The 26054-nt window shown below is 53.4% G+C and carries 22 protein-coding genes; 7 read left to right on the top strand and 15 right to left on the bottom strand.

Annotation, left to right across the window (positions count from 1 at the left end):
* Position 1: 1 nt before the first annotated feature.
* Positions 2-856 (top strand): RNase adapter RapZ, encoded by an 855-nt coding sequence (gene rapZ, locus ABLU88_RS14890; RefSeq protein ID WP_004106169.1) that lies wholly within the window; start codon positions 2-4, stop codon positions 854-856.
* A complete protein-coding gene (npr, locus tag ABLU88_RS14885) occupies positions 853-1125 on the top strand; it encodes a PTS phosphocarrier protein NPr (protein ID WP_004106170.1) in 273 nt (90 codons plus the stop codon). Before rapZ ends, npr begins: the two co-directional genes overlap by 4 nt.
* A gap of 52 nt (positions 1126-1177) precedes the next feature.
* Here the strand turns inward: npr and mtgA are convergent, their stop codons facing one another.
* From mtgA to ABLU88_RS14865, 4 genes are all read right to left on the bottom strand, one after another.
* Positions 1178-1903: a monofunctional biosynthetic peptidoglycan transglycosylase gene (mtgA, locus tag ABLU88_RS14880; protein ID WP_014226984.1), complete on the bottom strand. Its 726-nt coding sequence runs from the start codon at positions 1901-1903 to the stop codon at positions 1178-1180.
* On the bottom strand, positions 1900-2553 hold the full coding sequence (gene elbB / locus ABLU88_RS14875; protein ID WP_014226985.1) for an isoprenoid biosynthesis glyoxalase ElbB: 654 nt from the start codon (positions 2551-2553) through the stop codon (positions 1900-1902). Before elbB ends, mtgA begins: the two co-directional genes overlap by 4 nt.
* Positions 2554-2787: 234 nt before the next feature.
* Positions 2788-5127, bottom strand: a complete 2340-nt coding sequence (arcB, locus tag ABLU88_RS14870) for an aerobic respiration two-component sensor histidine kinase ArcB (protein ID WP_025108151.1) — start codon at positions 5125-5127, stop codon at positions 2788-2790.
* 131 nt (positions 5128-5258) lie between these two features.
* A complete protein-coding gene (locus ABLU88_RS14865; RefSeq protein WP_014226987.1) occupies positions 5259-6194 on the bottom strand; it encodes a TIGR01212 family radical SAM protein in 936 nt (311 codons plus the stop codon).
* A 673-nt stretch (positions 6195-6867) separates the two neighbouring features.
* Between ABLU88_RS14865 and gltB the strand changes: the two genes are divergently transcribed.
* The gene (gene gltB / locus ABLU88_RS14860; RefSeq protein WP_102804002.1) at positions 6868-11328 is read left to right on the top strand and encodes a glutamate synthase large subunit; all 4461 of its coding nucleotides are present in this window, start codon (positions 6868-6870) and stop codon (positions 11326-11328) included.
* 9 nt (positions 11329-11337) lie between these two features.
* Positions 11338-12756 carry a glutamate synthase subunit GltD gene (gene gltD / locus ABLU88_RS14855; RefSeq protein WP_004854608.1) on the top strand — a complete coding sequence of 473 codons (1419 nt, stop codon included), beginning with the start codon at positions 11338-11340 and terminating at the stop codon, positions 12754-12756.
* Between the two features lie 53 nt (positions 12757-12809).
* Here the strand turns inward: gltD and ABLU88_RS14850 are convergent, their stop codons facing one another.
* The 9 genes from ABLU88_RS14850 to zapE all read right to left on the bottom strand — a co-directional run bounded on the left by ABLU88_RS14850 (position 12810) and on the right by zapE (position 21647).
* Positions 12810-13370 carry a hypothetical protein gene (locus ABLU88_RS14850; RefSeq protein WP_102804003.1) on the bottom strand — a complete coding sequence of 187 codons (561 nt, stop codon included), beginning with the start codon at positions 13368-13370 and terminating at the stop codon, positions 12810-12812.
* A complete protein-coding gene (locus ABLU88_RS14845; protein WP_196562458.1) occupies positions 13361-15754 on the bottom strand; it encodes a fimbrial biogenesis usher protein in 2394 nt (797 codons plus the stop codon). Before ABLU88_RS14845 ends, ABLU88_RS14850 begins: the two co-directional genes overlap by 10 nt.
* 9 nt (positions 15755-15763) lie before the next feature.
* Positions 15764-16474 (bottom strand): fimbria/pilus chaperone family protein, encoded by a 711-nt coding sequence (locus ABLU88_RS14840; RefSeq protein WP_102804072.1) that lies wholly within the window; start codon positions 16472-16474, stop codon positions 15764-15766.
* Positions 16475-16580: 106 nt separating this feature from the next.
* Positions 16581-17261, bottom strand: coding sequence for a DUF1120 domain-containing protein (locus tag ABLU88_RS14835; protein WP_032751486.1), 681 nt, complete (start codon positions 17259-17261; stop codon positions 16581-16583).
* Between the two features lie 754 nt (positions 17262-18015).
* Positions 18016-18504 (bottom strand): ClpXP protease specificity-enhancing factor, encoded by a 489-nt coding sequence (gene sspB, locus ABLU88_RS14830; protein ID WP_014226996.1) that lies wholly within the window; start codon positions 18502-18504, stop codon positions 18016-18018.
* Between the two features lie 3 nt (positions 18505-18507).
* Complete coding sequence (sspA, locus tag ABLU88_RS14825) at positions 18508-19146, bottom strand: stringent starvation protein SspA (RefSeq protein WP_064375038.1); 639 nt, start codon at positions 19144-19146, stop codon at positions 18508-18510.
* Positions 19147-19457: 311 nt separating this feature from the next.
* Entirely contained in the window at positions 19458-19850 is a 393-nt protein-coding gene (gene rpsI, locus ABLU88_RS14820; protein ID WP_000829815.1) for a 30S ribosomal protein S9, read from the bottom strand.
* 15 nt (positions 19851-19865) lie between these two features.
* Positions 19866-20294, bottom strand: coding sequence for a 50S ribosomal protein L13 (gene rplM, locus ABLU88_RS14815; RefSeq protein WP_004106200.1), 429 nt, complete (start codon positions 20292-20294; stop codon positions 19866-19868).
* Between the two features lie 219 nt (positions 20295-20513).
* On the bottom strand, positions 20514-21647 hold the full coding sequence (gene zapE, locus ABLU88_RS14810) for a cell division protein ZapE (RefSeq protein ID WP_102804071.1): 1134 nt from the start codon (positions 21645-21647) through the stop codon (positions 20514-20516).
* A gap of 190 nt (positions 21648-21837) precedes the next feature.
* On the opposite strand from zapE, the gene zapG reads away from it, so the two are divergent.
* The 3 genes from zapG (at position 21838) to degS (ending at position 24924) form a co-directional block, all read left to right on the top strand.
* A complete protein-coding gene (gene zapG, locus ABLU88_RS14805; protein ID WP_004854637.1) occupies positions 21838-22236 on the top strand; it encodes a Z-ring associated protein ZapG in 399 nt (132 codons plus the stop codon).
* Between the two features lie 172 nt (positions 22237-22408).
* Positions 22409-23776, top strand: a complete 1368-nt coding sequence (gene degQ / locus ABLU88_RS14800) for a serine endoprotease DegQ (RefSeq protein ID WP_014226999.1) — start codon at positions 22409-22411, stop codon at positions 23774-23776.
* Between the two features lie 86 nt (positions 23777-23862).
* Positions 23863-24924 carry an outer membrane-stress sensor serine endopeptidase DegS gene (gene degS / locus ABLU88_RS14795; RefSeq protein WP_009651894.1) on the top strand — a complete coding sequence of 354 codons (1062 nt, stop codon included), beginning with the start codon at positions 23863-23865 and terminating at the stop codon, positions 24922-24924.
* 27 nt (positions 24925-24951) lie between these two features.
* Here degS and ABLU88_RS14790 read toward each other — a convergent pair whose 3' ends face one another.
* A complete protein-coding gene (locus tag ABLU88_RS14790; RefSeq protein ID WP_025108158.1) occupies positions 24952-25656 on the bottom strand; it encodes a hypothetical protein in 705 nt (234 codons plus the stop codon).
* Between the two features lie 213 nt (positions 25657-25869).
* On the bottom strand, positions 25870-26054 hold a 185-nt coding region (locus ABLU88_RS14785; RefSeq protein ID WP_031614686.1), incomplete at its 5' end, for a sodium ion-translocating decarboxylase subunit beta.

Here is a 26054-nt window from a genome sequence, read left to right as displayed (position 1 = left end):
CATGGTACTGATGATCGTCAGCGGCCGTTCAGGGTCGGGGAAATCCGTCGCCCTGCGAGCGCTGGAAGATATGGGTTTTTACTGCGTCGATAACCTGCCGGTTGTGCTGTTGCCCGAGCTGGCGCGCTCGCTCGCCGACAGAAACATCTCGGCAGCCGTCAGTATTGACGTGCGTAACATGCCCGAGTCGCCGGAAATCTTCGAGCAGGCGATGAAAAATCTGCCCGCAGAATTTTCACCTCAGCTGCTGTTCCTGGATGCCGATCGTAACACCCTGATTCGCCGCTACAGCGACACGCGTCGTTTACATCCTCTGTCCAGTAAAAACCTGTCGCTGGAAAGCGCCATTGATGAAGAGAGCGACCTGCTGGAGCCTCTGCGTTCCCGCGCCGACCTGATCGTCGATACCTCAGAAATGTCGGTGCATGAGCTGGCAGAAATGCTGCGCACGCGTTTATTAGGCAAACGCGAGCGCGAACTGACCATGGTGTTTGAATCCTTTGGCTTTAAGCACGGTATACCTATCGATGCCGACTACGTTTTTGACGTGCGCTTTCTGCCGAACCCGCACTGGGATCCGAAGCTGCGTCCCATGACCGGCCTCGATAAGCCCGTCGCCGCCTTCCTCGACCGGCACACGGAAGTTCACAATTTTATCTACCAGACCCGCAGCTATCTTGAGCTATGGTTACCTATGCTGGAGACCAATAACCGCAGCTATTTGACGGTGGCCATTGGTTGTACCGGTGGTAAACACCGTTCGGTTTACATCGCCGAACAGCTGGCTGACTACTTCCGCTCGCGCGGTAAGAACGTGCAGTCTCGTCATCGGACGCTGGAAAAACGCAAATCATGACCGTTAAGCAAACCGTTGAAATCACCAATAAGCTGGGCATGCACGCTCGCCCGGCGATGAAGCTGTTTGAATTAATGCAGAACTATGATGCCGAGGTGCTGCTGCGTAATGATGAAGGTACCGAAGCGGAAGCAAATAGCGTGATTGCGCTGCTGATGCTCGATTCAGCTAAAGGGCGTCAGATCGAGATTGAAGCCAACGGCCCACAGGAAGTGGAGGCGCTGGCAGCGGTTATCGCGCTGTTCAACGCCGGGTTTGATGAGGATTAGCTTTCATTCCCCCGGCGGCAGCGTGCCTTCCGGGTTACCGGTTGTGAAATCATCAATGCAGCTTATTCGCCTGCATAAACCCTTCCCCACCTAACTGCCTCATCTGGCGCAGGATCCACGCCTGACGGCTGCGAACATAACCCGATGGCGCATCGGCGCGAAAGCGTATTGGGTTAGGCAGCACCGCAGCGAGCAGCGCGGCTTCGGAAGCCGTCAGTTTACTGGCCGGTTTGTGAAAATAGCGCTGCGACGCAGCTTCAACGCCAAACGTCCCCTCACCAAATTCAGCGATATTGAGATAGACCGTGAGGATCCGCTTTTTACTCCATACTGTCTCAATGCCGACGGTCAGTCCCGCCTCCAGCCCTTTTCTCAGCCAGCTGCGGCCGTCCCACAGAAACAGGTTTTTTGCCGTCTGTTGCGACAGGGTTGAGGCGCCGCGAATGCGGTTCTCATTGCGTTCATTATGCGCCAGCGCCTTCTCAATGGCCGTGACGTCAAATCCCCAGTGTTCCGGGAATTTCTGATCTTCTGCGGCAATAACCGCCAGCCCCATCCACGGCGAAATTTCATCCATGTCCACCCAGTCGGAATGGGCGAGGTAATGAAAATCCCCTGAAAGCCAGGCGCCGACCTGCCGCTCCAGCATCACCGCCGAAAAAGGAACAGGTACGAAGCTAAACAGGGCAATCCCGCCGCCCCATAGCACCGCACAAGCCAACAATAGCCTCAGCACAAAGCGCTTAATCAACCGCAACGGCGAAAAGCGAAATGTCATGCCGTCAGAACCAATACGCGAGAGACCAGTTTTTCAATACCGCTCGCCGCTTCGGCGATGTTCTGCGCCAGCATATACGCGGGGGTCGTCACCACTTTGTTGTCTTCATCCACCACAATATCGTCGACCGGGCAAGGCACGTGTTCAGCCCCCATCTCCTCAACCGCGTCGGCAGTATCAAGATCGGTACCAATGGTCACGCGTAGCGGTATAGCAAATATTTTCGGCAACAGTGCCGGAGCGATACAGATAAAGCCCAACGGTTTACCCGCCTGATGCATCGCCAGCGCCAGCGCCTTGAGATCGCGATCGACTTCACATTCGCTCCCCTGTGAAGCAAAGCTGCTGAGGTTCTTTGCTGCACCAAAACCGCCGGGGACGATCAGCGCATCCAGCGCATCCGCTCGGGCATTGGCCAAAGGCTGAATCTCTCCGCGTGCGATACGCGCCGCTTCCACGAGCACATTACGGCTTTCCGCCTGCGCTTCGCCGGTCAGGTGATTGATAACATCGGTTTGCACTTTATCTGGCGCATAGCAGATGGCCTGAGCGCCGCTGCGGGCTATTGCCAGCAGGGTAATGACGGCTTCATGAATTTCACTTCCGTCATAAACGCCGCAGCCGCTCAGCACCACACCAATTTTCTTCATCACATCAGCCCCTTAGTACAAGTTTATGAAAGCAGTCAAAAATTTTGAATTACTCGCTATGCTTCACATATTTTACTGTTTCATGTAACAAACTATTTAAGGTTTGCTATCTTAATGAGCGAGTAAGCCAAATCCTCAGGTTGCGCCGTGTAAAAAAATCACTCAAATGATTCTGGCGTAACGACCAGTTCCCTGGTGTTGGCGCAGTATTCGCGCACCCCGGTTTATCCGGGGTCATTTTTTATCTGCCGCCGCGACCCACGCTTTCAGCACCGCGACATCGTTTTGCCACTCTGATTTCATCTCTTCAACCCATTCACCCACGTTATCCGACCACGCAGGTAAATCCGGCGTTTGAATCTGCTGCCCTAATTGCTGGATATGGCGCAAACCGATTGAGCCCGCTGCCCCTTTAATCTTATGACCCTCATCGACAATGCCTTTCTGGTCGCGAGCGGTTAAATTGGATTCCAGGACCGCCAGGTAGCCCGGCATCATTCTTTCAAAAACGGCCAGACCGTCATTAATCAGCTTCGGCCCTACCAGTTCGATATACTGCTCAAGCATCGGAATATCCAGTACAGAAGCCGATTTACTGCTATCTACAGATGGCATTGCATTCTCCTCTTCTTCCGGCGCATCCCAGAATTTTTTGATAATCGCGGTTAATGCCGGAACCGATAATGGCTTACTAAGAACATCATCCATTCCCGCATCCAGATACTCTTTCTTGTTCTTCAGCACGTTAGCGGTAAGCGCCACCAGCGGCGGGAGCTCATCGGCGGCAAAGCGTTGTTTCAGCTGACGAGAAATATCGAGTCCAGTCATATCCGGCAGCTGAATATCAAGCAGAACCAGATCGTACTCGCCGGGTACAAACATCTCCAGCGCAGCCTTGCCGGTCATCGCCACATCCACGCTGTTGCCCAGCTTCTCCAGTACCGAGCGCGCCACGATAACGTTGAGCTCAATATCTTCCACCAGCAGCACGTTCAGCGCAGGTAATGGCATTTCATCTTCCGCCAGCGTGTCCTCGACCTCTTCAGCCACGGCCGGAGCGTGTACGGTAAGCGTAAAAGTCGCGCCTTTACCCGGGAGGCTGGTAACGCAAATATCACCGCCCATATTCCGCGCCAGGCGCCTCGATACGGCGAGGCCGATGCCGGTACCCGTCGCTGGCTTGCCGCCCTGGCTATCTTTCACCTGGTAATACATAGCGAAAATTTTATCCTGTTCCGCTTCAGGGATGCCAATCCCTGAATCTTCTACTTCAAAGTGCAGGATATCTCCTTCGTCGTAGCGCACGCGGACGTTCACATTCCCGCCTTGCGGAGTAAATTTCACGGCATTACTAATAAGATTCCACAAGATTTGGCGCAAACGCGTTCCGTCGGTGATCACTTTATGCGGCAGCGGAAGCGTGGGGTCCAGCACAAAATGCAGGCCTTTCTGCTGCGCCTGCAGGCCGGAGAGATTTTCCAGGTCGGCCAGGAAGCCGGTAAAGTCCACCGGCTGGTTATCCAGCTGAATTTTACGCCGCTCCATCTTATCCATCTCAATAATATCATTGAAGATATTACCCAGCGTTACCGCTGAGACGTGGATGGTTTTCAGGTATCTTTCCTGTTCATCGGTAAGATCGGTATCCAGAAGGATTCGGCTAAGGCCTACGATGCCGTTAAGCGGCGTACGCAGCTCGTGGCTGATCGTTGAGATAAAGGTGGTCTTATCACGGCTGGCCCGCTCCAGCGCGTCCTGATAGCGCTTACGCTCCGTAATATCGCGGCCAAACCCCATCAGACCGCGGCGCTTACCGACGCGGTCATAATAAGGCACTTTGCGGATTTCAAAGCAGGCCTTGCGCCCGTCCGGATAATCCAGCCACTGCTCGTAGGTGAGCGATACGTTATGGCGGAAGACTTTCTCATCCGTCTCCAGCACTTTCTCCGCCACCTCTTCGCTGTAAACATCCTGCGGCTTAAGATGAATAAGCTGCTTTTCACTTTTACCGGTCAACAGTTCCATGGCTCGGTTACAGCCAGAAAACTCTTTATCTTCATTACGATAGAAAACCAGGTCCGGAGAGGCATCCAGGAAGGAGCGCAAGAAGGAGGATTGCTGTTCCAGCTGAATTTGCGCCTCTTCACGCTCTTTCATCTCAATTTTCAGCTGCTCAAGCGTCGTTTCACGTTCCGCTTCCGCCTTTTCACGTTCGCCGATTTCCTGATTAAGCTGGGCGATGTTGTCCTTAAGCTGCACATTCAGCTTGAGATCGCGTTCGCGCATCTCCTCCAGTTTCTCCACCAGCCTCGAGAGGCGCTGCCGGGACTCTTCCAGCTGCTCAACCACCACCGACAGGAAATAGACCGCCCACGGGGTAATCAGCAAGCCAAAGAAGATGGAGCGGATCACATCAATACTTTCCACCTGGCCGTGCAGCACCATCGTCACGGCCATCTGCACAACGATCGCCAGCACCACCAGCGCAAAGGCCAGCAGCATTGAAAAGCGCACCAGACCCAGCTTCATCATCAGGTCAACATAATACTGCGCCAGCATACGGATTTGCTTCATAAGGGATTCCTTCGCGACAACTTCGCACAATAATACTCAATTCTGAGCAAGACGCTGTAAGTTGTGCCAAAAATGCGGGAAGGATTGTAGTTACGCGCCTGACGGTGGAGAGCCGTCAGCCGGAAAAGACGTTATTCGGCAGCAGCCGGAGAGATCCAGCAACGCCCGATGGCTGACCCCTGCACGCCGTATTCATTGAGATATTTATCCAGCTCAACCATCCCGGTCCAACGGTTCTCACACCACAGCGGCGCCAGCAACGTCGGGCGTCGGGCGCTGGCGGAGATACGGTGATAAATCACGTCTGGCGGAGTATGGCGAATCATCTCTCCGGCAGTGACCGTATACGCTTCCAGCGCAATACCGTTTAACCTGCCGGCCTGCCACGCCCTGGCCATGATACTGCCCTTCACAATATGAAGTGGATGCAGCTTAATGCCGTCTACGCCGGTCTCTACCACCTGCGCTAAGGTCTCCAGACATTCGCGCTGCCCTTCGCCCGGCAGGCCCACGATAAGGTGGCTACACACTTTGAGGCCGCGTTCGCGTGCCAGACGGGTGGTTCGCTGATAGCAGGCAAAATCGTGGCCGCGATTGATTCGGTGCAGCGTTTTATCATGCGCGGTCTGTAAACCCAGCTCGAGCCAGACTTCATACCCCTGCTCCCGATATTCAGTCAGCAGATCCAGTACCGCGCCGGGGACGCAGTCCGGGCGAGTCCCTACGCATAGCCCGACAATATTCGCCTGGCTGACCGCCTGCTGATACATGGCGCGCAGCACCTGCACCTCGGCAAAAGTGCTGGTATAAGCCTGGAAATAGGCCAGATAGCGCTTTGCGCGATTCACCCGCTGTGCCTGATGGGCCAGCTGTTCCGCAATCGAGCGGTGCTGCTGCTCTTCATCGGCAAAAGAGGCCACATTACAGAACGTACAGCCGCCGCGACCAATAGTGCCATCGCGATTTGGGCAGCTAAATCCACCATGCAGCGTCAGTTTATGAACCTTTTCACCATAGCGGCGCATAAGATCCCCACCAAACATATTGACTAATTTTTGTAACTGCATAATCTGATAGACCGGCCTTAAGAAAGGGGCCAAGCCTGCCATTTTTAGCTACCGACGGCGATGACCTGGATCAATCGTCAACGCGGCTGCCTATCTCATTGCATAAACACTCAAGATAACTGCAATTTAATTCATCCTTATGGTAATGAGTTTTCCTTATATATAGCCGCTGATTTGCCATTATCTTTACCAGGGCATAAAACAGTATTAGTCACCGCAAATCAAACAAAAACCAGTTTAAAAAACTGCAATGAAAAAAAAATTCAGCACAGAAGGATAATGTCTCGCCGTCGATATAGTGAGACAGATCACACTCAATTATGACGACCGGTACGTTTCCCTGGCATTTAAAATGCCATTATTTTCTTAAAAATCATTAAGTTAGGTGTTGTATAGCACATTTTTGTATAAATAAGATTGCCATTTGACGTATGTGTGGATTCCCGATAAGTTGGGAATCCGCTGGAAGCTTTCTGGATGAGTGCTCTGCTCATCATATTTATGCAGTAATTGAGATTCCCTCTTAACAGCAAGTCCTCAAACTTGTGTACCGATGCGAAAAGGATTTAAAGAGGGCGAATGCGAGGTGTAAACCCCGTCGCCATGCTCTTTCTGTGCCCGTGCGCAATCGGTATCGGAGGGTGTCCCGTAGAGCCTGGGGAGGTTCACTGATATGTTGTACGATAAATCCCTTGAGAGGGATAACTGTGGTTTCGGCCTGATCGCCCACATAGAAGGCGAACCTAGCCACAAGGTAGTGCGAACCGCTATACACGCACTGGCCCGAATGCAGCACCGCGGCGCGATTCTTGCCGATGGAAAAACCGGCGACGGTTGTGGCTTGCTGCTACAAAAACCCGATCGTTTCTTCCGAATTGTTGCGGAAGAGCGCGGCTGGCGTTTAGCCAAAAATTATGCCGTTGGGATGCTGTTCCTTAATAAGGATCCTGAACTGGCCAAAGCGGCGCGCCGCATCGTCGAAGAAGAACTTCAACGCGAAACGCTGTCTATCGTCGGCTGGCGCGATGTGCCGACCAATGAAGGCGTTCTCGGTGAAATCGCCCTCTCCTCGCTGCCTCGTATTGAACAAATCTTTGTGAACGCCCCGGCTGGCTGGCGTCCGCGCGATATGGAACGCCGTTTATTCATCGCGCGTCGCCGTATCGAAAAGCGTCTGCAGGAAGATAAAGATTTCTACGTTTGCAGCCTGTCGAACCTGGTCAACATTTATAAAGGTCTGTGTATGCCGGCGGATCTGCCGCGCTTCTACCTGGACCTCGCGGACCTGCGCCTGGAGTCGGCAATCTGCCTGTTCCACCAGCGCTTTTCCACCAACACCGTGCCGCGCTGGCCGCTGGCGCAGCCGTTCCGCTATCTGGCGCACAACGGCGAGATCAACACCATCACCGGTAACCGCCAGTGGGCCCGCGCCCGTACCTATAAGTTCCAGACGCCGCTGATCCCGGATCTCCACGACGCCGCGCCGTTCGTCAATGAAACCGGCTCTGACTCCAGCTCAATGGATAACATGCTGGAGCTGCTGCTGGCGGGCGGGATGGACATTATCCGCGCTATGCGCCTGCTGGTTCCGCCAGCCTGGCAGAACAACCCGGATATGGATCCTGAGCTGCGTTCGTTCTTTGACTTTAACTCCATGCATATGGAACCGTGGGACGGCCCGGCGGGCATCGTGATGTCCGATGGTCGTTTCGCCGCCTGTAACCTCGACCGTAACGGCCTGCGTCCGGCGCGCTATGTGATCACGAAAGACAAGCTCATCACCTGCGCCTCCGAAGTCGGTATCTGGGATTACCAGCCGGATGAAGTGGTTGAAAAAGGCCGCGTCGGCCCGGGCGAGCTGATGGTTATCGATACCCGCGAGGGGCGTATTCTGCACTCCGCGGAAACCGACAACGATCTGAAAAGCCGTCACCCGTATAAAGAGTGGATGGCGAAAAACGTCCGTCGTCTGGTGCCGTTCGAAGAGCTGCCGGATGAAGAAGTCGGTAGCCGCCAGCTGGATGATGACACCCTCGCCAGCTACCAGAAACAGTTCAACTACAGCGCCGAAGAGCTGGACTCCGTCCTGCGCGTACTGGGTGAAAACGGCCAGGAAGCGGTCGGCTCAATGGGCGACGATACCCCATTTGCCGTGCTCTCCAGCCAGCCGCGTATCATTTACGATTACTTCCGCCAGCAGTTCGCGCAGGTGACCAACCCGCCGATCGACCCGCTGCGCGAAGCGCACGTCATGTCGCTGGCCACCAGCATCGGCCGTGAAATGAACGTCTTCTGCGAAGCGGAAGGCCAGGCGCACCGCCTGAGTTTCAAGTCGCCGATTCTGCTGTACTCCGATTTTAAACAGCTGACCACCATGGAAGAGGAGCACTATCGCGCCGACGTCATGGATATCACTTTTGATGCCACCGAAACCACGCTGGCTGAAACCGTGAAGGCGCTGTGCGATAAAGCCGAACAAATGGTGCGCAGCGGTACCGTTCTGCTGGTGCTCTCTGACCGCAACATCGCCAAAAACCGTCTGCCGGTACCGGCTCCGATGGCGGTAGGCGCGATCCAGACCCGACTGGTCGATAAAAGCCTGCGCTGCGATGCCAACATTATTGTCGAAACCGCCAGCGCCCGCGATCCGCACCACTTTGCCGTGCTGCTCGGCTTCGGCGCGACGGCTATCTACCCGTATCTCGCCTATGAAACCCTGGCGAAGCTGGTGGATAACAAAGCCATCGACAAAGCGTACCGCGCGGTGATGCTGAACTATCGTAACGGCATCAACAAAGGTCTGTATAAGATCATGTCGAAGATGGGGATTTCGACCATTGCCTCCTATCGCTGCTCGAAGCTATTTGAGGCGGTCGGTCTGCATCGCGAAGTGTCCGACCTGTGCTTCCAGGGCGTCGTCAGCCGTATCGGCGGCGCGGGCTTCGAGGATTTCCAGCAGGATCTGCTGAACCTGTCGAAACGTGCCTGGCTGGCGCGTAAACCGTTGGATCAGGGCGGCCTGCTGAAATACGTCCACGGCGGCGAATATCACGCCTATAACCCTGACGTGGTGCGCACGCTGCAACAAGCGGTACAAAGCGGCGAATACAGCGATTACCAGCAGTACGCGAAGCTGGTTAACGAGCGCCCGGCGGCAACGCTGCGCGATCTGCTGTGCGTAACGCCGGACGGAACCACGGTGAACCTGGACGACGTTGAGCCGGCCAGCGAACTGTTCAAACGCTTCGATACTGCGGCGATGTCTATCGGCGCGCTGAGCCCGGAAGCGCACGAAGCGCTGGCGGAAGCAATGAACAGCATCGGCGGTAACTCCAACTCCGGCGAAGGCGGCGAAGATCCGGCACGCTACGGCACCAATAAAGTCTCGCGCATCAAGCAGGTCGCCTCCGGCCGCTTCGGCGTGACCCCGGCTTACCTGGTTAACGCCGACGTTATTCAGATTAAAGTCGCTCAGGGCGCGAAGCCCGGCGAAGGCGGCCAGCTGCCGGGTGATAAAGTCACCCCCTATATCGCCAAGCTGCGCTATTCCGTACCCGGCGTAACGCTGATCTCCCCGCCGCCGCACCACGATATTTACTCTATCGAGGATCTGGCTCAGCTGATTTTCGACCTGAAGCAGGTTAACCCGAAAGCGATGATCTCCGTGAAGCTGGTTTCTGAACCGGGCGTCGGGACTATCGCCACCGGCGTAGCCAAAGCCTATGCGGATTTGATCACCATTGCCGGCTACGACGGCGGCACCGGCGCCAGCCCGCTCTCTTCCGTGAAGTATGCGGGTTGTCCGTGGGAACTGGGACTGGTGGAAACCCAGCAGGCGCTGGTTGCCAACGGGCTGCGCCACAAAATTCGTCTGCAGGTGGACGGCGGTCTGAAAACCGGCCTTGATATCATCAAAGCGGCCATCCTCGGGGCTGAGAGCTTCGGCTTCGGTACCGGCCCGATGGTCGCGCTGGGCTGTAAATATCTGCGTATTTGCCACCTGAACAACTGCGCAACCGGCGTAGCGACTCAGGATGACAAACTGCGTAAGAACCACTATCACGGTCTGCCGTTTAAGGTCACCAACTACTTTGAATTCATCGCCCGCGAAACGCGCGAGCTGATGGCGCAGCTGGGCGTGAAGCGTCTGGTGGATCTGATTGGCCGTACCGACCTGCTGAAAGAGCTGGACGGTTTTACCGCCAAACAGCAGAAGCTGGATCTGAGCAAGCTGCTGGAAACCGCGGAGCCGCATCCCGGCAAAGCGCTGTACTGCACAGAGAACAATCCGCCGTTCGACAATGGCGTACTCAATGCTCAGCTGTTGCAGCAGGCAAAACCGTACGTTGACAGCAAGCAGAGCAAAACTTTCTGGTTCGATATCCGCAACACCGACCGCTCCGTTGGCGCATCGCTGTCCGGCTATATCGCCCAGACCCACGGTGACCAGGGCCTGGCAGCCGATCCGATTATCGCCCACTTTAGCGGTACCGCGGGTCAGAGCTTCGGCGTGTGGAATGCCGGCGGCGTTGAGCTGCATCTGACCGGCGACGCGAACGACTATGTGGGTAAAGGGATGGCCGGCGGCCTGCTCGCCATTCGTCCTCCGGTAGGCTCGGCCTTCCGTAGCCATGAGGCCAGCATCATCGGCAACACCTGTCTGTACGGTGCGACCGGTGGTCGTCTGTATGCTGCGGGTCGTGCAGGCGAGCGTTTCGCGGTACGTAACTCCGGTGCGATCACCGTCGTCGAAGGCATTGGCGACAATGGCTGTGAATACATGACCGGCGGTATCGTCTGCGTGCTGGGCAAAACCGGCGTCAACTTTGGCGCAGGCATGACCGGCGGCTTTGGTTACGTTCTGGATGAAGACGGCGACTTCCGCAAACGCGTGAACCCTGAGCTGGTAGAAGTGCTGGACGTTGACTCTCTGGCCATCCATGAAGAGCACCTGCGCGGTTTAATTACCGAGCACGTGCAGCTTACCGGTTCGCAGCGCGGTGAAGAGATTCTGGCCAACTGGCCGGCCTTCTCAGCGAAGTTTGCGCTGGTTAAACCGAAGTCCAGCGATGTTAAAGCACTGTTGGGTCACCGTAGTCGTTCCGCAGCTGAGCTGCGGGTGCAGGCGCAGTAAGGGGTTAAGATGAGTCAGAATGTCTATCAATTTATCGACTTACAGCGAGTTGATCCGCCAAAGAAAGCGCTGAAGATCCGTAAAATTGAATTTGTGGAAATTTACGAGCCGTTTTCAGAAGGCCAGGCTAAAGCACAGGCAGACCGCTGTCTGTCCTGCGGCAACCCGTACTGCGAATGGAAGTGCCCGGTTCATAACTACATCCCGAACTGGCTGAAGCTGGCCAACGAAGGGCGTATTTTTGAAGCGGCGGAACTGTCGCATCAGACCAATACCCTACCGGAAGTGTGCGGGCGCGTTTGCCCGCAGGACCGCCTGTGCGAAGGTTCCTGCACGCTGAACGATGAGTTCGGCGCGGTAACCATCGGTAACATTGAGCGCTATATCAACGATAAAGCGTTCGAAATGGGCTGGCGTCCTGACCTTAGCGGCGTAAAACAAACCGGTAAAACCGTCGCCATCATCGGCGCGGGCCCGGCGGGCCTGGCGTGCGCCGACGTATTGACCCGTAACGGCGTGAAGGCGGTGGTCTTCGATCGCCATCCGGAGATCGGCGGCCTGCTGACCTTTGGTATTCCGGCCTTTAAGCTGGAGAAAGAGGTGATGACCCGTCGTCGCGAGATCTTTACCGGTATGGGCATCGAGTTCAAACTGAATATCGAAGTGGGCCGCGATGTACAGCTCGACGATCTGCTGAAAGATTACGATGCGGTGTTCCTCGGCGTCGGAACCTATCAGTCTATGCGCGGCGGGCTGGAAAACGAAGACGCCAGCGGGGTCTTTGATGCGCTGCCGTTCCTCATCGCCAATACCAAGCAGATCATGGGCTTTGGTGAAACGGCGGATGAACCGTACGTTAGCATGGAAGGCAAGCGCGTCGTGGTTCTCGGCGGTGGCGACACCGCAATGGACTGCGTGCGTACCTCGATCCGCCAGAACGCCACCCACGTCATCTGCGCCTATCGCCGTGATGAGGAGAACATGCCGGGATCGAAGCGCGAAGTGAAAAACGCGCGTGAAGAAGGCGTGGAATTCCAGTTCAACGTTCAACCGCTGGGCATTGAAGTGAATGCCAACGGTAAAGTCTGCGGCGTGAAGATGGCGCGTACGGAGATGGGCCAGCCGGATGCAAAAGGCCGCCGCCGCGCGGAAATCGTGGCCGGTTCTGAGCATGTGGTGCCCGCCGATGCCGTGGTGATGGCGTTTGGTTTCCGCCCACACAGCATGGAATGGCTGGCGAAGCACAGCGTCGAGCTCGATTCTCAGGGCCGCGTGATTGCGCCGGAAGGTAGCGACAACGCCTTCCAGACCAGCAACCCGAAAATCTTCGCCGGTGGCGATATCGTTCGCGGCTCTGACCTGGTGGTCACCGCAATTGCCGAAGGCCGTAAGGCGGCTGACGGCATCCTGAACTACCTGGAAGTGTAAAAAACAAAACGCCGGATGAGAAAATCGTCCGGCGTTTAGCGTTTAGCTAAGTGCTATTTGATGAGCAGTCGCCAGGCGATATCCGCTTCAATTGTTGTGTTATCGGTATTTCCACTGAACATACTCTCGTTGAGCACGGGGAACAGCATCACGCGAAAACTCATCTGCTTCCCTTGCGGCACAACATTATTTTCTACGGCGATCACCGCCTCATTGTTACGCACATACAGAGGAGATGTTGTCCCGCTCTCCGGCGTAAAGTTCAGCTGGTCCACTGTTTTTCCAGCGCTGTAGGACTTGCCATCAACGGTAATATTTTCAACCTTAAGCCCAACCCCACCGCGAGCGCCAAACAAAAAGCGACCTTTCTCGCCAGCAGCACCCTGAACCAGCACCGCCATCTGATGCATTTCAGAACAGGAAACATTCACATTCACTTCCCACTCAGAAAGTTTGTGCCAATTCTGGGTAGTAGAAACAATGTCATCACGGCGTATCTGGTTATAATCAATTTTTGTCCGGGAGAGCGTAATCTGGCACTCTTCGGCACGAACGGCGCCTGACAGCAGCATTCCCGCAGATAACAGCATCCCTATCCACTGATTCATCGACATACGCCGTCCACCTCTTCGTAAAATGCGTCTTCATCCCTCTTGTCGCTTAAGATGTAATCAATCTTGCACAGTCGGTTATTATCGTCGTCCATGACATACAGTGCCGAAACCTGCTCAGCCTCATTAAGGAAAACATGCCCGTCATCCACGCTGGTGACAACATAATTGCCTTTCTCATCAACGATGGATAATCCCTTATCCAGCGCCCTGTTATCCGCACGCTTAACGCGGATCATCACCCGACGGTTATTCAGGACTTTAAAACCGACTTCGCTCACCGAAGCATGCGCAGCTGCCACATACTTTGTTCCATTTGCCAGCGTCATACTCGCAGGCAGCTTGTTCGCATCAATTTCAATGCGCGAATTACGCCACTCATTCAGCCCAGGGATAACAGCCTGCCCCCAATAATCGGTCCAGACCGTCCCCTGTGGAGTACTGATTTCAACGCCAGCTTTCGATTCACTCAGTTTTGCAATGGCAAACGTATTCCGAATGGTATAAGGCGTGAAGGTGACGCCGCTTTTATGCGCCGCAACCCCACCTGAGAGCGTGGCATTATAATTACGGTGGCGGGAACCCACGCGCCCGCCGCCAATGCCTAATTGCGTATAATGCAGATTGCTATTCAAACTGCCGTTAAGGCTATTTTCACTTCCTTTATTATCACGGTCAGCGGAGATGTAGTAATTCATATTCTGCGACAAGGAACCGGAATTCTGCACACCGTAGCTAGTATCTTTCCCTTGTTTACGCATATAAGTGCTAACACTCTGCGGACCACCGAGCGGAATACTTAGATTAACGTAGAACGTGTCATCATTCTGGCTCCCTATCGCTCTCTGCCAATTCACTGAAAGAGAGGCATATTTAAAGGTTTTTCCCCAGAAGAAAAACAAATTACGCGAATCACTGCTTCCTTTACTGTAGTTAAAACCTGCGCTGACCGTACCGGCCAGCGACGTAGACCAGGCCAGGCTAGTCGAGTATGTACTGGTATAGGGCTGGAAATCATCACTCAGAGCATCCGTCAGTTCACGATAGCCGTCGCTAAAATGTGCTGCACTTGTGGATAAACGCAGGGTTTCCGCCAGCTTGACCGAGGTCTGTAGCTCAGTTTTCACGCCATTTTTTTTCTCACCATACTTTTTCTGACTTGCAGCGACACCGGTGGATACACTCCAGTTATCCGCTGGTAAGTATTCAGTCTGAACACCCGAGGCAATATACTTTTCCGCCATTGCGCCAGAGAACAGTAGATTCAGTTGCTGTAATACACGCCAGTCGTTAGAAAGGTTAAACACCCAAGGATTTTCATGATCGCCCTTAATCTTGTTCACCTGACCAACTGAAACAGACACTCCCTGGGGACGAGAAAACGATGAACGCCTTACGGAGGCGGCAGGAACAATAAAGCGACTGGTTGAGCCATCGGATTCAACAACGGTAACCTCAAGATCCACATTACTACGGACCTCTGGCATATCCTCAATCGTGAATGGTCCGGCTGGCACCAGTGTGTTATAGATCAGCAGCCCGCTCTGGCGTACTTCAACGCGAGCCTGGGCATTACGTGCAATCCCTGAAATACTGATACCACTCCCGCGGCTTTGCAAAGCGCGTGTAGGCGTCAACTGAACACCAAGGATCGGCGCCCCACTCAATACGTACGATCTGGCATTAATCTCCCCGAGCTGCATTGTCATCTTCATTATGTCGAAAACATGCTCGGCGTAGGTATAAATACTTTCAGCATTTTTAATGCCATTATCGTCGGTGAGGATATAGCGGCTACGCAACGACCAGCTAGCAGCATTCAGGCCACCTTCCAGACTGGCCTGTGAGTAGAGACTGGCATCACTACCATCATATTCGCTGCGTGTACTGAACAGATTATAGTTAAGCGACCCGGCGATCCCGCCGCGCTGAAAACTCTTAATGTCGCCATTTAAGTCGTTCAACGCTTCTGCCGGTAGGAACAGCTCTACCGCTTCCTGACCCGGTAGGGCTTTAACCACTGCCTGTGCATAATCATTAACTATGTCATGACACTCTTCATCTTTTTTCAACGGAACCGGCATTAACCCGGCAAATTCAATAAAATCATTATCAATGCAAAGCGTACCATCCTCACCAAAACGCGCCGCCACGGTTCCTTTATCCCTATTATTAATTTTCACCTGCACTGAATGTGTACCGGGAAGAAAACGTGGAGCCAGGGCAAAGTAGCGGTTAAGGTTGATATTCAACCCACGTGAGTGAATCATTTCGGAGTCAAAAGTAACCTCTTCGGCTTGTAGAACAGCAGAAAAAAATATAGTCAGCGATAAGGTACAACATAAAGATACGTAGTTGCAGGAAGAAAAATGGCGTTGTTTATGCATAGATATTTCTTATCTTTCATTTAATTCCGTAATAAAACTTGGAACTTCAACACCATACCGACTGGCAGGGAAAAATTTAACTTTATTGTCACTAACGATATTTTTTGAAATAGTTATCTTTAATGTTTCCCCGGGCAAAATATAGCTTTTATTAATATACCCCGTTGCTTCCGAAGGAAGAAAAATCATATCACGAGCCAACCGCACAACATATTCACTTGGATTAACGACTTTCCCTTCATTTCCTTTTGCTGACCATTGAAGATACTTCCATGCATCAGTAACAACAGCCAGGTTAGCAGGGCGAATAAGAACTGGCAAATCCTGGCGAATATTAAAACCAATTTTAATTCTTTTATCATTATTTTTAGGCGGAATACCTTCAAACGTTACGCGTTTAAAATGCTCCACTTCCAGTGGTGTGTTATTCTGCAGAATAAACCGAATTTGTTGTGTTTGCCCAGGTTCGACGCGGATGACAGGCTGTGTAGGCATTATTTTTATATCTTCACTTTCATCTGGTAAATCGATAATAGCGGTATACAGTAATGCAGGATGCGCATCCGTGTTTTTAACATTCATTGTACCACTATGGGTAGCTTCATCAATCACCAGTAAACTTGTCTCCGGCACCATACCTTCCGCAAAAACTGAATGCGCGGTCAGACAAAATGCAGAGACAATACACAATCTGATAGCTGAAGAATTAAATAAACTCATAATAAAATCCTTCTTAAGCATTAACACTCCGTGTTAATCTGGTCGTTCTATATAGGGGATAGCCAAAACACTTCCCCTATTAATTATTAATTTATGATATTAAAAATTACAGATAACGCAGGCTGATGGTAAGTTGGCCATCCAGAGGGGTATCGTCAGTAATAGCCAGCGTGCTGGTGTTTTGAATTGCCAGAGAGGTTGCCATTGGGAAAGTGGCGGTTTTGAATGCCAGCGGTTCTACAGAACCGGTATTCGCAACAGTAATATCGCGATAGGAGCTACCTACCGTGGTACCATTAGTATTATTCCTCCAAGTTCCACCTAAATCATAATAATCGACAATGATATTGTCAACGTTATTCCCGTCTGCTGTTACGCTATTATTTTTTATAAAAAGAGAATATGAACCAATATTTACCTCGCCAGCCTTACCAACTCCGTAAGTCTGATCGATACTTTGAAGAGAAATTCCATTAAAGGTCGCGTTTTCAACGACAAGATTTGCGTTAGAACTGCTGCGCTCATCAACCAGGTTCCATGATACTTTGGTTGGTGAAGTACAATTAATAGTTAAATCGATATCTTTCTGCCCCAGCTGATTAACTTGAGTAGCAGAAAGCATACCCAAGTTAATAATGCCATAATCAACCACACCACCATTACTCAAAGTTGGGGTACATGCAGCATTAGTCAAAGTACCTTTTACTTTTAATACTGCGGAGGGGTTAGCAGCAATAGCAGAAGTCGCGCTCATTGCCAGAATGGCAGCCAGAAGTGTTTTTTTCATGAGTCAATCCTTAACGTATAATATGTTTATATATCTAATAAACGCATTTTAAATGAAAGCATGCGTATTAAATACGAAACGAACAATACATGAAAGGGTACAATAAAATACACTTAGAAAAATTAACTTTAAATGTAGAAAAACTTAATTAATAATTAAGCCATATAAATACCCTTCTGAAATTCACGTAAATAAAAACAAAAAAAACAATGAATCGTAGCAAAAACTCAACGATTTTTGCGCCTTAACATGAATATTCATTGACTTTAATTATAAAACCGCCATAAACGATAAAAATAATATTGATATATTTTATCCCCAGAGCGGCAATAAAACACCATTATTCCGAACAGTCATTTACAAGGAAAATAAGTTAATATCAAACACTAGAATATTAATTATATGAATTCAATAAATTCACAAAAATCTCCCGCGCTATATTTTAATTTCAACCGCACCCTGATTTATTACAGACTCATCAAGCTATTTCGCTCATCGGCAACCCAGCTTAATAGCTTAACTAAAGACGTACCAGATAGCGGATATACAGTTAAAAGGGGGTGGAAAGGGGAATACAATCAACCCAGGAGCCCTACACGTAGTGTAGTAGAAATATGAAGTTTATTAGCGGAGTTGAAATCAGCGCCACGTCCCCGCATCGGAGAGTATGAAATAGAGAATTAAAGAGGGATGCTTTACGGCAATCACGGTGAATGGCAGAAAGTAAAACAGGCCCCGAAGGGCCTGATAAACATTATTTAACGACGCGCAGCGCCGGACGGCCGCCGCGAGGAGGCGGCGTATCGTCGGGATCGTCGTCGTGATTATCCGGCTTATCGCCATCGATCACCGACATGACCGTTTCGCTGTCAGGCAGCTCTTCGTCATCGTTCAGGCTAGTGACATCTTCATCATAAGCCGCTTCTGGTTCGAACATGGTTCCCGCACCATTCTCGCGCGCGTAAACCGCCAGCACGGCCGCCATCGGCACGGAGACATTGCGCGGCACGCCACCAAAGCGCGCGTTAAAACGCACTTCGTCGTTGGCCAGCTCGAGGTTACCGACAGCACGTGGGGCAATATTGAGAACAATTTGCCCATCGCGAGCGTACTCCATCGGGACCATTACGCCCGGCAGAGTGACGTCAACGACCAGATGCGGAGTCAGCTGGTTATCCAGCAGCCACTCATAGAACGCTCGTAACAGGTACGGGCGACGCGGCGTCAGCTGTGATACATCCATCATTTAGCCCCGACCGAGACGCATTTCACGTTCGGCTTCAGTTAAAGAAGCGAGGAAAGAGTCGCGCTCAAACACGCGAGTCATATAGCCTTTAAGCTCTTTCGCGCCAGCACCGACCAGCTCTACGCCGAGAACCGGCAGACGCCACAGCAGCGGTGCCAGGTAGCAGTCTACCAGGCTGAACTCATCGCTCAGGAAGTAGGGCTTCTGGGTGAATACTGGCGCAATCGCCTGCAGTTCTTCACGCAGCTGCTTACGCGCAGTATCAGCCTGCACAGCGGTACCGGTCTGAATGGTATTCATCAACGAATACCAGTCCTTTTCGATACGGTGCATGTACAGACGGCTTTCCCCACGCGCCACCGGATAAACCGGCATTAGCGGCGGATGCGGGAAACGCTCATCCAGGTATTCCATAATGATGCGAGATTCCCACAGAGTGAGCTCACGATCCACAAGCGTCGGTACGCTTTGATTCGGGTTGAGGTCAATCAGATCCTGAGGCGGGTTGTCCTTCTCCACGTGCTCTATCTCAAAACTAACACCTTTTTCGGCCAGCACGATGCGGACCTGATGGCTATAGATGTCAGTAGGACCAGAAAACAGCGTCATTACCGAACGTTTGTTGGCAGCGACAGCCATGAAAACCTCCAGGTATATTCAGAATTTTTGTACTGCTGCCGACCACGCATGGCCAGCCAGATGTAAAAACCCCATTTGCGTGACTTCATTTCGTTCGTCATCCAAACAAAAAATGAACAATCACCTGCATTTGGGCAGAAAATTGGATGATAGTTTACCAGATTTTGAAGACGTTGTGGTGAGGGGATTCTGGAAATGCTGAAAAAGTGGTAATAATGGGGCGTTTGTAGAGGGAAAATGGCAAATTTATCCATAAAAAAACCCGCCGAAGCGGGTTTTTTCGCAAATTGTTCTGCGTGAGCAGAAAACAATTAACGTTTGGAGAACTGCGGACGACGACGTGCTTTACGCAGGCCGACTTTCTTACGTTCAACCTGACGAGCATCACGAGTAACGAAGCCAGCTTTACGCAGTTCGCCACGCAGGGACTCATCGTACTCCATCAGAGCGCGGGTGATACCGTGACGGATCGCACCAGCCTGACCAGAGATACCACCACCTTTAACGGTGATGTACAGATCTAATTTCTCAACCATGTCGACCAGTTCCAGCGGCTGACGAACTACCATGCGGGCAGTTTCACGACCGAAGTACTGTTCCAGAGAACGCTGGTTGATAACGATTTTACCGTTGCCCGGTTTGATGAAAACGCGAGCTGCGGAACTTTTGCGGCGACCGGTGCCGTAGTATTGATTTTCAGCCATTGCCTATAATCCCGATTAGATGTCAAGAACTTGCGGTTGCTGTGCCGCGTGGTTGTGCTCGTTACCCGCGTAAACTTTCAGCTTACGGTACATAGCACGACCCAGCGGGCCTTTTGGCAGCATGCCTTTAACCGCGATTTCAATCACACGCTCAGGACGGCGGGCAATCATCTCTTCAAAGGTCGCTTCTTTGATACCACCGATGTGGCCGGTGTGGTGGTAGTACATTTTGTCTTCGCGCTTGTTGCCGGTTACAGCAACTTTTTCTGCGTTCAGAACGATGATGTAATCACCGGTATCAACGTGCGGAGTGTATTCCGCTTTATGCTTGCCGCGCAGGCGCAGAGCCAGTTCGGAAGCCAGACGGCCCAGAGTTTTACCGGTCGCGTCAACAACATACCAGTCGCGTTTTACGGTTTCTGGTTTAGCTGTAAAAGTTTTCATTAAAAGCTTACCCAAATAAATAAGTTACACGTTGGTGAACACCCAAACGTTTAGTCAGTTGAGGTTCACACGACATTGTCCAGCAAACCTACCCCTTCGAATAGCCTATGCCGGCACATAGAAAGTTTTGGGAAAAAAACCTTCTCGTAACGTGGGGTCGCAAGATTATAGAGAAGTCGGGGTCAAAGATCGACCCCTTTATGTGATTTGTCCCCGGTTTTACCCCGCCAGGTGTTCCCGCTTCAGATACTCCTCGCTCTGCATCTCCTGCAGGCGCGATAAACAGCGCTGGAACTCGAATTTTAATCTCTCGCCCTGATAGATCTCATACAGCGGTACCGCCGCGCTGACCACCAGTTTAACGTGGCGCTCATAGAACTCATCGACCAGGGCGATAAAGCGCCGCGCCTCGCTCTCCATCAGCCCGGTCATCACCGGCACATCTAAGAGCATCACGGTATGAAACAGACGCGAGAGCGCAATATAGTCGTGCTGGCTACGCGCATCCACGCACAGCGTGGCGAAGGAAGCCGCCAGCGTCTGGTTCTCAACGCCCAGCGTCGGCAGCGGGCGATGGTTGATCTCCAGCGTTGGCATCTGCTGGCGCTTCGCCCCCGCCAGCGCCAGCCACAGTTTATCCATCTGCTGCTGCGTCTCAGCGTTCAGCGGCGACAGCCACAAATGCGCCTGGGTTAGCGTGCGCAGGCGGTAATCAATACCGGCGTCGACATTCATCACATCGCAATGCTGTTTAATGGCGTCGATGGCGGGCAGGAAACGAGCGCGCTGAAGGCCGTTGCGGTACAGCTCGTCAGGCGGAATATTCGACGTCGCCACCAGGGTTATGCCGCGGGCAAATAGCGCTTTCATCAGGCCGCCCAGCAGCATTGCATCGGTAATATCAGAAACGAAAAACTCATCGAAGCAGAGCACATCGGTTTCAGCTTTAAAGCGATCCGCGACGATTTCCAGCGGATCGCTGTGCCCCTGCAGCGTCGTTAACTCTTCATGAACCCGCAGCATAAAGCGATGAAAGTGCAGACGTTGTTTACGTTCTCCCGGCAAACTTTGATAGAACAGATCCATCAACCAGGTTTTTCCTCTGCCGACGCCGCCCCACATGTAGAGGCCGCGAACGGCAGCCGTTTCGGCAACGGGTTCGCGCTTGCCCAGCAGTTTGCCGAATTTGGCCCGCAGACCGCCGCCGGTTTGCGGCGCGACCGAAGGTTTATTCTGCAGTTCTTGATAAATCGTATCGAGGCGGCTGACCGCTTCTCGCTGGACGTCGTCAGGTTGATGGCTCCCCTCCTTGAGAGAGGAAAGGTAACGCGATGTTGGGGACAGGCTTTGCATGATCTAATTGTTATTCCTTGAAAACCGTAATGCCGTAGCTCACGATTGACGAAAAAAAGGCCGCTCTACACTACGTGATGATACGCCAGGATTCCACTTCTGTGGAATTAGCGGTTATAGTGGCACTATCGGGCGCAGGCGGAGAGCCTCACAGCCACCCTACGGAACCACAAAACAACGGGAGATGTTCATGACCTGGGAATACGCGCTAATTGGGCTAGTTGTCGGCATCATTATCGGCGCCGTCGCGATGCGTTTTGGCAATCGCAAATTACGCCAACAGCAGGCGCTGCAGTTCGAACTGGAAAAGAATAAAGCAGAGCTGGAAGAGTACCGCGAAGAGCTGGTGAGCCATTTTGCCCGGAGCGCAGAGCTGCTGGATAACATGGCGCATGATTACCGCCAGCTGTATCAGCATATGGCGAAAAGCTCCAACAACCTGCTGCCGGACAGCATGGCGGACGCCAACCCGTTCCGCAATCGTCTGGAAGAGTCCGAAGCGGGCAACGATCAGGCCCCGGTCCAGATGCCGCGCGACTACTCTGAAGGCGCATCCGGTCTGCTGCGCGGCGGCGTAAAGCGCGACTAAACCGGCAACGACAGTAAAAATATTTTCCGGGCGCACCCTCTGCGCCCGTTTCCACCTTCCATCCCAGCTACAATTTAACGATTGCCCACGTTGTTACCGGGTCGAAAATTCAATAACATCAGGCCATTCGGGACGTTTACCATACACCTTAGGTTACGAGAGCCAGCAACTAATGAATAAACCGACTTTGCTGTTGAGTGCGTTAGCGTTAAGCATTGGGTTGTCGTTGTCCGCCTTACCTCCGGCAGCAGCGTCTTTACCGACACAGGTTCCCGGCCAGGGCGCGTTGCCAAGCCTCGCGCCGATGCTGGAGAAAGTGTTGCCGGCGGTGGTGAGCGTACAGGTTGAGGGTACCGCGTCACCCGCGCAAAATATGCCGGAAGAGCTGAAGAAGTACTTTGGCGACAACGCGCCGCAAGAGCAGGCGCAGCCTTTTGAAGGCCTGGGCTCAGGGGTCATTATTGACGCCGCAAAAGGCTACGTGCTGACCAATAATCACGTCATTAATCAGGCCCAGAAAATCAGCGTCCAGCTCAACGACGGGCGTGAGTTCGATGCCAAACTGGTCGGCAGCGACGAGCAGAGCGATATCGCCCTGCTGCAGTTGCAAAAACCCAGCAACCTGACGCAAATCGCGATCGCCGACTCCGATAAACTGCGGGTGGGCGACTTCGCCGTCGCCGTCGGTAACCCGTTTGGCCTGGGCCAGACCGCCACTTCAGGGATTATTTCAGCCCTTGGCCGCAGCGGCCTGAACCTTGAGGGGCTGGAGAACTTTATCCAGACTGATGCCTCAATCAACCGCGGCAACTCCGGCGGCGCGCTGCTGAACCTCAACGGCGAGCTGATTGGTATCAATACCGCTATTCTGGCCCCGGGCGGCGGCAGCGTCGGCATTGGCTTCGCGATCCCCAGCAATATGGCGAAAATCCTCTCCCAGCAGCTTATTCAGTTTGGTGAAATCAAACGCGGCCTGCTGGGTATTAAAGGTATGGAAATGAGCGCGGATATCGCCAAAGCGATGAACCTTGACGTCCAGCGCGGCGCGTTCGTCAGCGAGGTGCTGCCAAACTCCGGATCGGCCAAAGCGGGAATTAAATCTGGCGACGTTATCGTCAGCCTCAACGGTAAACCGCTCAACAGCTTCGCCGAACTGCGTTCACGCATCGCCACGACCGAGCCGGGCACCAAAGTGAAGCTAGGACTCTTGCGCGAAGGAAAACCCGTTGAAGTGGAAGTCACTCTGGACAAGAGCACCTCTTCTTCCGCCAGCGCCGAGCTTATCGCACCGGCCCTGCAGGGCGCATCGTTAAGCGACGGTCAGATGAAAGACGGAACCAAAGGCATCGTCATTGATAATGTCGATAAAGGCAGCCCGGCCGCGCAGGCGGGCCTGCATAAAGACGATATCATTATTGGCCTCAACCGCGAGCGCGTGCGCTCCATTGCCGAACTGCGCAAAGTGCTCGAAAGCAAACCGACGGTGATTGCGCTGAACGTCATTCGCGGCAGCGAAAGCATCTATCTGCTGCTGCGTTAACTCGCCTTCCGGGCATCGCGTGCAGTGCGATGTCCGGACAAGACGTGTTATGCTGCGCCTGTCTATCCATCAACGATATCTGCATCATGCCTGGAAAGTTTTTACGTTCGATACTTATCGGTTTGATTGTCGGCGGCCTGCTGCTGGCCGTTATGCCTTCGCTGCGCCAGTGGCAGCTTTCGCCGACCACGCAGTACGATAGCGCGGATGAATCCCCCGCCAGCTATAATTCCGCCGTTCGCCGCGCCGCCCCAGCGGTCGTGAACGTCTATAACCGCGCCCTCAACAGCACCAGCCATAACCAGCTAACGCTCGGTTCCGGCGTGATCATGGATCAGCGCGGCTATATCCTGACCAATAAGCACGTTATCAACGATGCCGACCAGATTATTGTTGCTCTGCAGGATGGACGGGTCTTTGAAGCGCTGCTGGTCGGCTCCGATACCCTCACCGATCTGGCGGTATTAAAAATCAACGCCAGCGGCGGCCTGCCGGTCATTCCGATTAATCCGAAACGCGTGCCGCATATCGGTGACGTCGTGCTGGCGATTGGCAACCCGTACAACCTCGGGCAAACCATTACCCAGGGCATTATCAGCGCCACCGGCCGTATCGGCCTGAACCCCACCGGGCGCCAGAACTTCCTGCAGACCGACGCGTCGATCAACCACGGTAACTCAGGCGGCGCGCTGGTGAACTCGCTGGGCGAGCTTATGGGTATCAACACCCTGTCATTTGATAAAAGCAACGACGGCGAAACGCCGGAAGGCATCGGCTTTGCGATCCCCTTCCAGCTGGCAACCAAGATTATGGATAAGCTGATCCGCGATGGCCGCGTGATTCGCGGCTATATAGGGATCAGCGGCCGCGAAATTGCGCCGATGCATGCGCAGGGCGGCGGCGGTATCGATCAGCTGCAGGGGATTGTGGTGAATGATGTTGCGCCGGAAGGCCCGGCCGCCCAGGCGGGTATCCGCGCCAACGACGTGATTATTTCCGTTAACGACAAGCCCGCCGTTTCCGCCCTCGAAACCATGGATCAGGTCGCAGAGATTCGTCCGGGTTCGGAAATTCCGGTGGTGATTATGCGCGACGATAAAAAAATCACGCTGCATATCGCCGTACAGGAATATCCGGCAACCAATTAACAGGCTCCCCCGCCGGGGGAGCACCTTTCAATCAGCAAATAGCGGCCCGGCCGGGAATGTCGCCAGAAACCCGGTTATGGCCAGCAGCGACCGCAGGTCAGGCCACGCAAACTGGCGCTCCCGCAGCTCGTCATCCAGCGTCATGAGCGCAAACTCGCCTTTATCCCCCAGAACGCCGCCCTGCCAGAGCAACCGTTGAGCCTGCTGCCGGGCCCAGGGGGAATCGCTCTTCCAGGCCAGCAGGTGCAGCAGCGCCTGCTGCAGACAGATGCCAGAAGGATGCTTATCCCGCAGCAGCCGCCGGTAAACCGGCAGCGATATGCTGCGTACGGTATAAAAACCGCTGCGGGTTTCGGCATCAGCATCCGCCACGCTGGCGCAATACTGACCGGCCAGATCGCATAGACGATTGTGCGTCAGCGGCTGGCCCAGGGCGTTCAGGCGACCCGCTGCGGCACACAGCAGCGCGCATCTTTGCTGCTCATGTGACAGCGAATCAGGCAGCGCTGATACCGTTTCAGCGACTCCCGCTTGCGCATGCTGTACGCCAGCGTCATAACACTGGAAAAAGAAATCATGACTCCCCTGACCGATTGATGGATGCGCCAGCAGATTCAGCGCCGGATGCAGTTGCTCGAGCTCGTTGAGCGACGCCAGCATGTCATCCACGACCACACCCTTTGTCGATATCGATGCCCTGCTTTCGGGGCGTAATGTTATGGTTTCATTCATCAAAGCCTCCTTATAGGAAATCTCCCGGTGGCGCTGCGCTGACCGGGCTACGGGTCCGTGCAGTCTGGTAGCCCGGACAAGGCGCGTTAAGCGCCGCCTCCGGGATAATCCCCGGGTCGCGGCTGACGCCTTACCCGGGCTACAGGTTTACAGCCGTCTGCGATCCGGTAGCCCGAACAGGCGCAGCGCGCCGCCTCCGGGAAAGGTAACGATTTACATCGCCAGCACGTACTTGAGCATCACCCCGGCGGCAATCGCCGAGCCAATCACCCCCGCCACGTTCGGGCCCATCGCGTGCATCAGCAGGAAGTTCTGCGCGTCCGACTCCAGACCCACTTTGTTTGACACCCTGGCCGCCATCGGCACCGCCGACACCCCGGCCGAGCCAATCAGCGGGT

Source organism: Klebsiella sp. GW_Kp182 (genome assembly GCF_040062275.1).
GTDB lineage: Bacteria > Pseudomonadota > Gammaproteobacteria > Enterobacterales > Enterobacteriaceae > Klebsiella > Klebsiella michiganensis.
The sequence above is the reverse complement of the archived record's forward strand: the minus strand, read 5'-3'. Positions and strand labels throughout refer to the sequence as shown.

What these genes read in the sequence shown, in the direction of transcription:
- rapZ (WP_004106169.1), top strand. Translation starts at nt 2, where the DNA reads ATGGTACTGATGATCGTCAGCGGCCGTTCAGGGTCGGGGAAATCCGTC.
- npr (WP_004106170.1), top strand. Translation starts at nt 853, where the DNA reads ATGACCGTTAAGCAAACCGTTGAAATCACCAATAAGCTGGGCATGCAC.
- mtgA (WP_014226984.1), bottom strand. Translation starts at nt 1,903, where the DNA reads ATGACATTTCGCTTTTCGCCGTTGCGGTTGATTAAGCGCTTTGTGCTG.
- elbB (WP_014226985.1), bottom strand. Translation starts at nt 2,553, where the DNA reads ATGAAGAAAATTGGTGTGGTGCTGAGCGGCTGCGGCGTTTATGACGGA.
- arcB (WP_025108151.1), bottom strand. Translation starts at nt 5,127, where the DNA reads ATGAAGCAAATCCGTATGCTGGCGCAGTATTATGTTGACCTGATGATG.
- ABLU88_RS14865 (WP_014226987.1), bottom strand. Translation starts at nt 6,194, where the DNA reads ATGCAGTTACAAAAATTAGTCAATATGTTTGGTGGGGATCTTATGCGC.
- gltB (WP_102804002.1), top strand. Translation starts at nt 6,868, where the DNA reads ATGTTGTACGATAAATCCCTTGAGAGGGATAACTGTGGTTTCGGCCTG.
- gltD (WP_004854608.1), top strand. Translation starts at nt 11,338, where the DNA reads ATGAGTCAGAATGTCTATCAATTTATCGACTTACAGCGAGTTGATCCG.
- ABLU88_RS14850 (WP_102804003.1), bottom strand. Translation starts at nt 13,370, where the DNA reads ATGTCGATGAATCAGTGGATAGGGATGCTGTTATCTGCGGGAATGCTG.
- ABLU88_RS14845 (WP_196562458.1), bottom strand. Translation starts at nt 15,754, where the DNA reads ATGCATAAACAACGCCATTTTTCTTCCTGCAACTACGTATCTTTATGT.
- ABLU88_RS14840 (WP_102804072.1), bottom strand. Translation starts at nt 16,474, where the DNA reads ATGAGTTTATTTAATTCTTCAGCTATCAGATTGTGTATTGTCTCTGCA.
- ABLU88_RS14835 (WP_032751486.1), bottom strand. Translation starts at nt 17,261, where the DNA reads ATGAAAAAAACACTTCTGGCTGCCATTCTGGCAATGAGCGCGACTTCT.
- sspB (WP_014226996.1), bottom strand. Translation starts at nt 18,504, where the DNA reads ATGGATGTATCACAGCTGACGCCGCGTCGCCCGTACCTGTTACGAGCG.
- sspA (WP_064375038.1), bottom strand. Translation starts at nt 19,146, where the DNA reads ATGGCTGTCGCTGCCAACAAACGTTCGGTAATGACGCTGTTTTCTGGT.
- rpsI (WP_000829815.1), bottom strand. Translation starts at nt 19,850, where the DNA reads ATGGCTGAAAATCAATACTACGGCACCGGTCGCCGCAAAAGTTCCGCA.
- rplM (WP_004106200.1), bottom strand. Translation starts at nt 20,294, where the DNA reads ATGAAAACTTTTACAGCTAAACCAGAAACCGTAAAACGCGACTGGTAT.
- zapE (WP_102804071.1), bottom strand. Translation starts at nt 21,647, where the DNA reads ATGCAAAGCCTGTCCCCAACATCGCGTTACCTTTCCTCTCTCAAGGAG.
- zapG (WP_004854637.1), top strand. Translation starts at nt 21,838, where the DNA reads ATGACCTGGGAATACGCGCTAATTGGGCTAGTTGTCGGCATCATTATC.
- degQ (WP_014226999.1), top strand. Translation starts at nt 22,409, where the DNA reads ATGAATAAACCGACTTTGCTGTTGAGTGCGTTAGCGTTAAGCATTGGG.
- degS (WP_009651894.1), top strand. Translation starts at nt 23,863, where the DNA reads ATGCCTGGAAAGTTTTTACGTTCGATACTTATCGGTTTGATTGTCGGC.
- ABLU88_RS14790 (WP_025108158.1), bottom strand. Translation starts at nt 25,656, where the DNA reads ATGAATGAAACCATAACATTACGCCCCGAAAGCAGGGCATCGATATCG.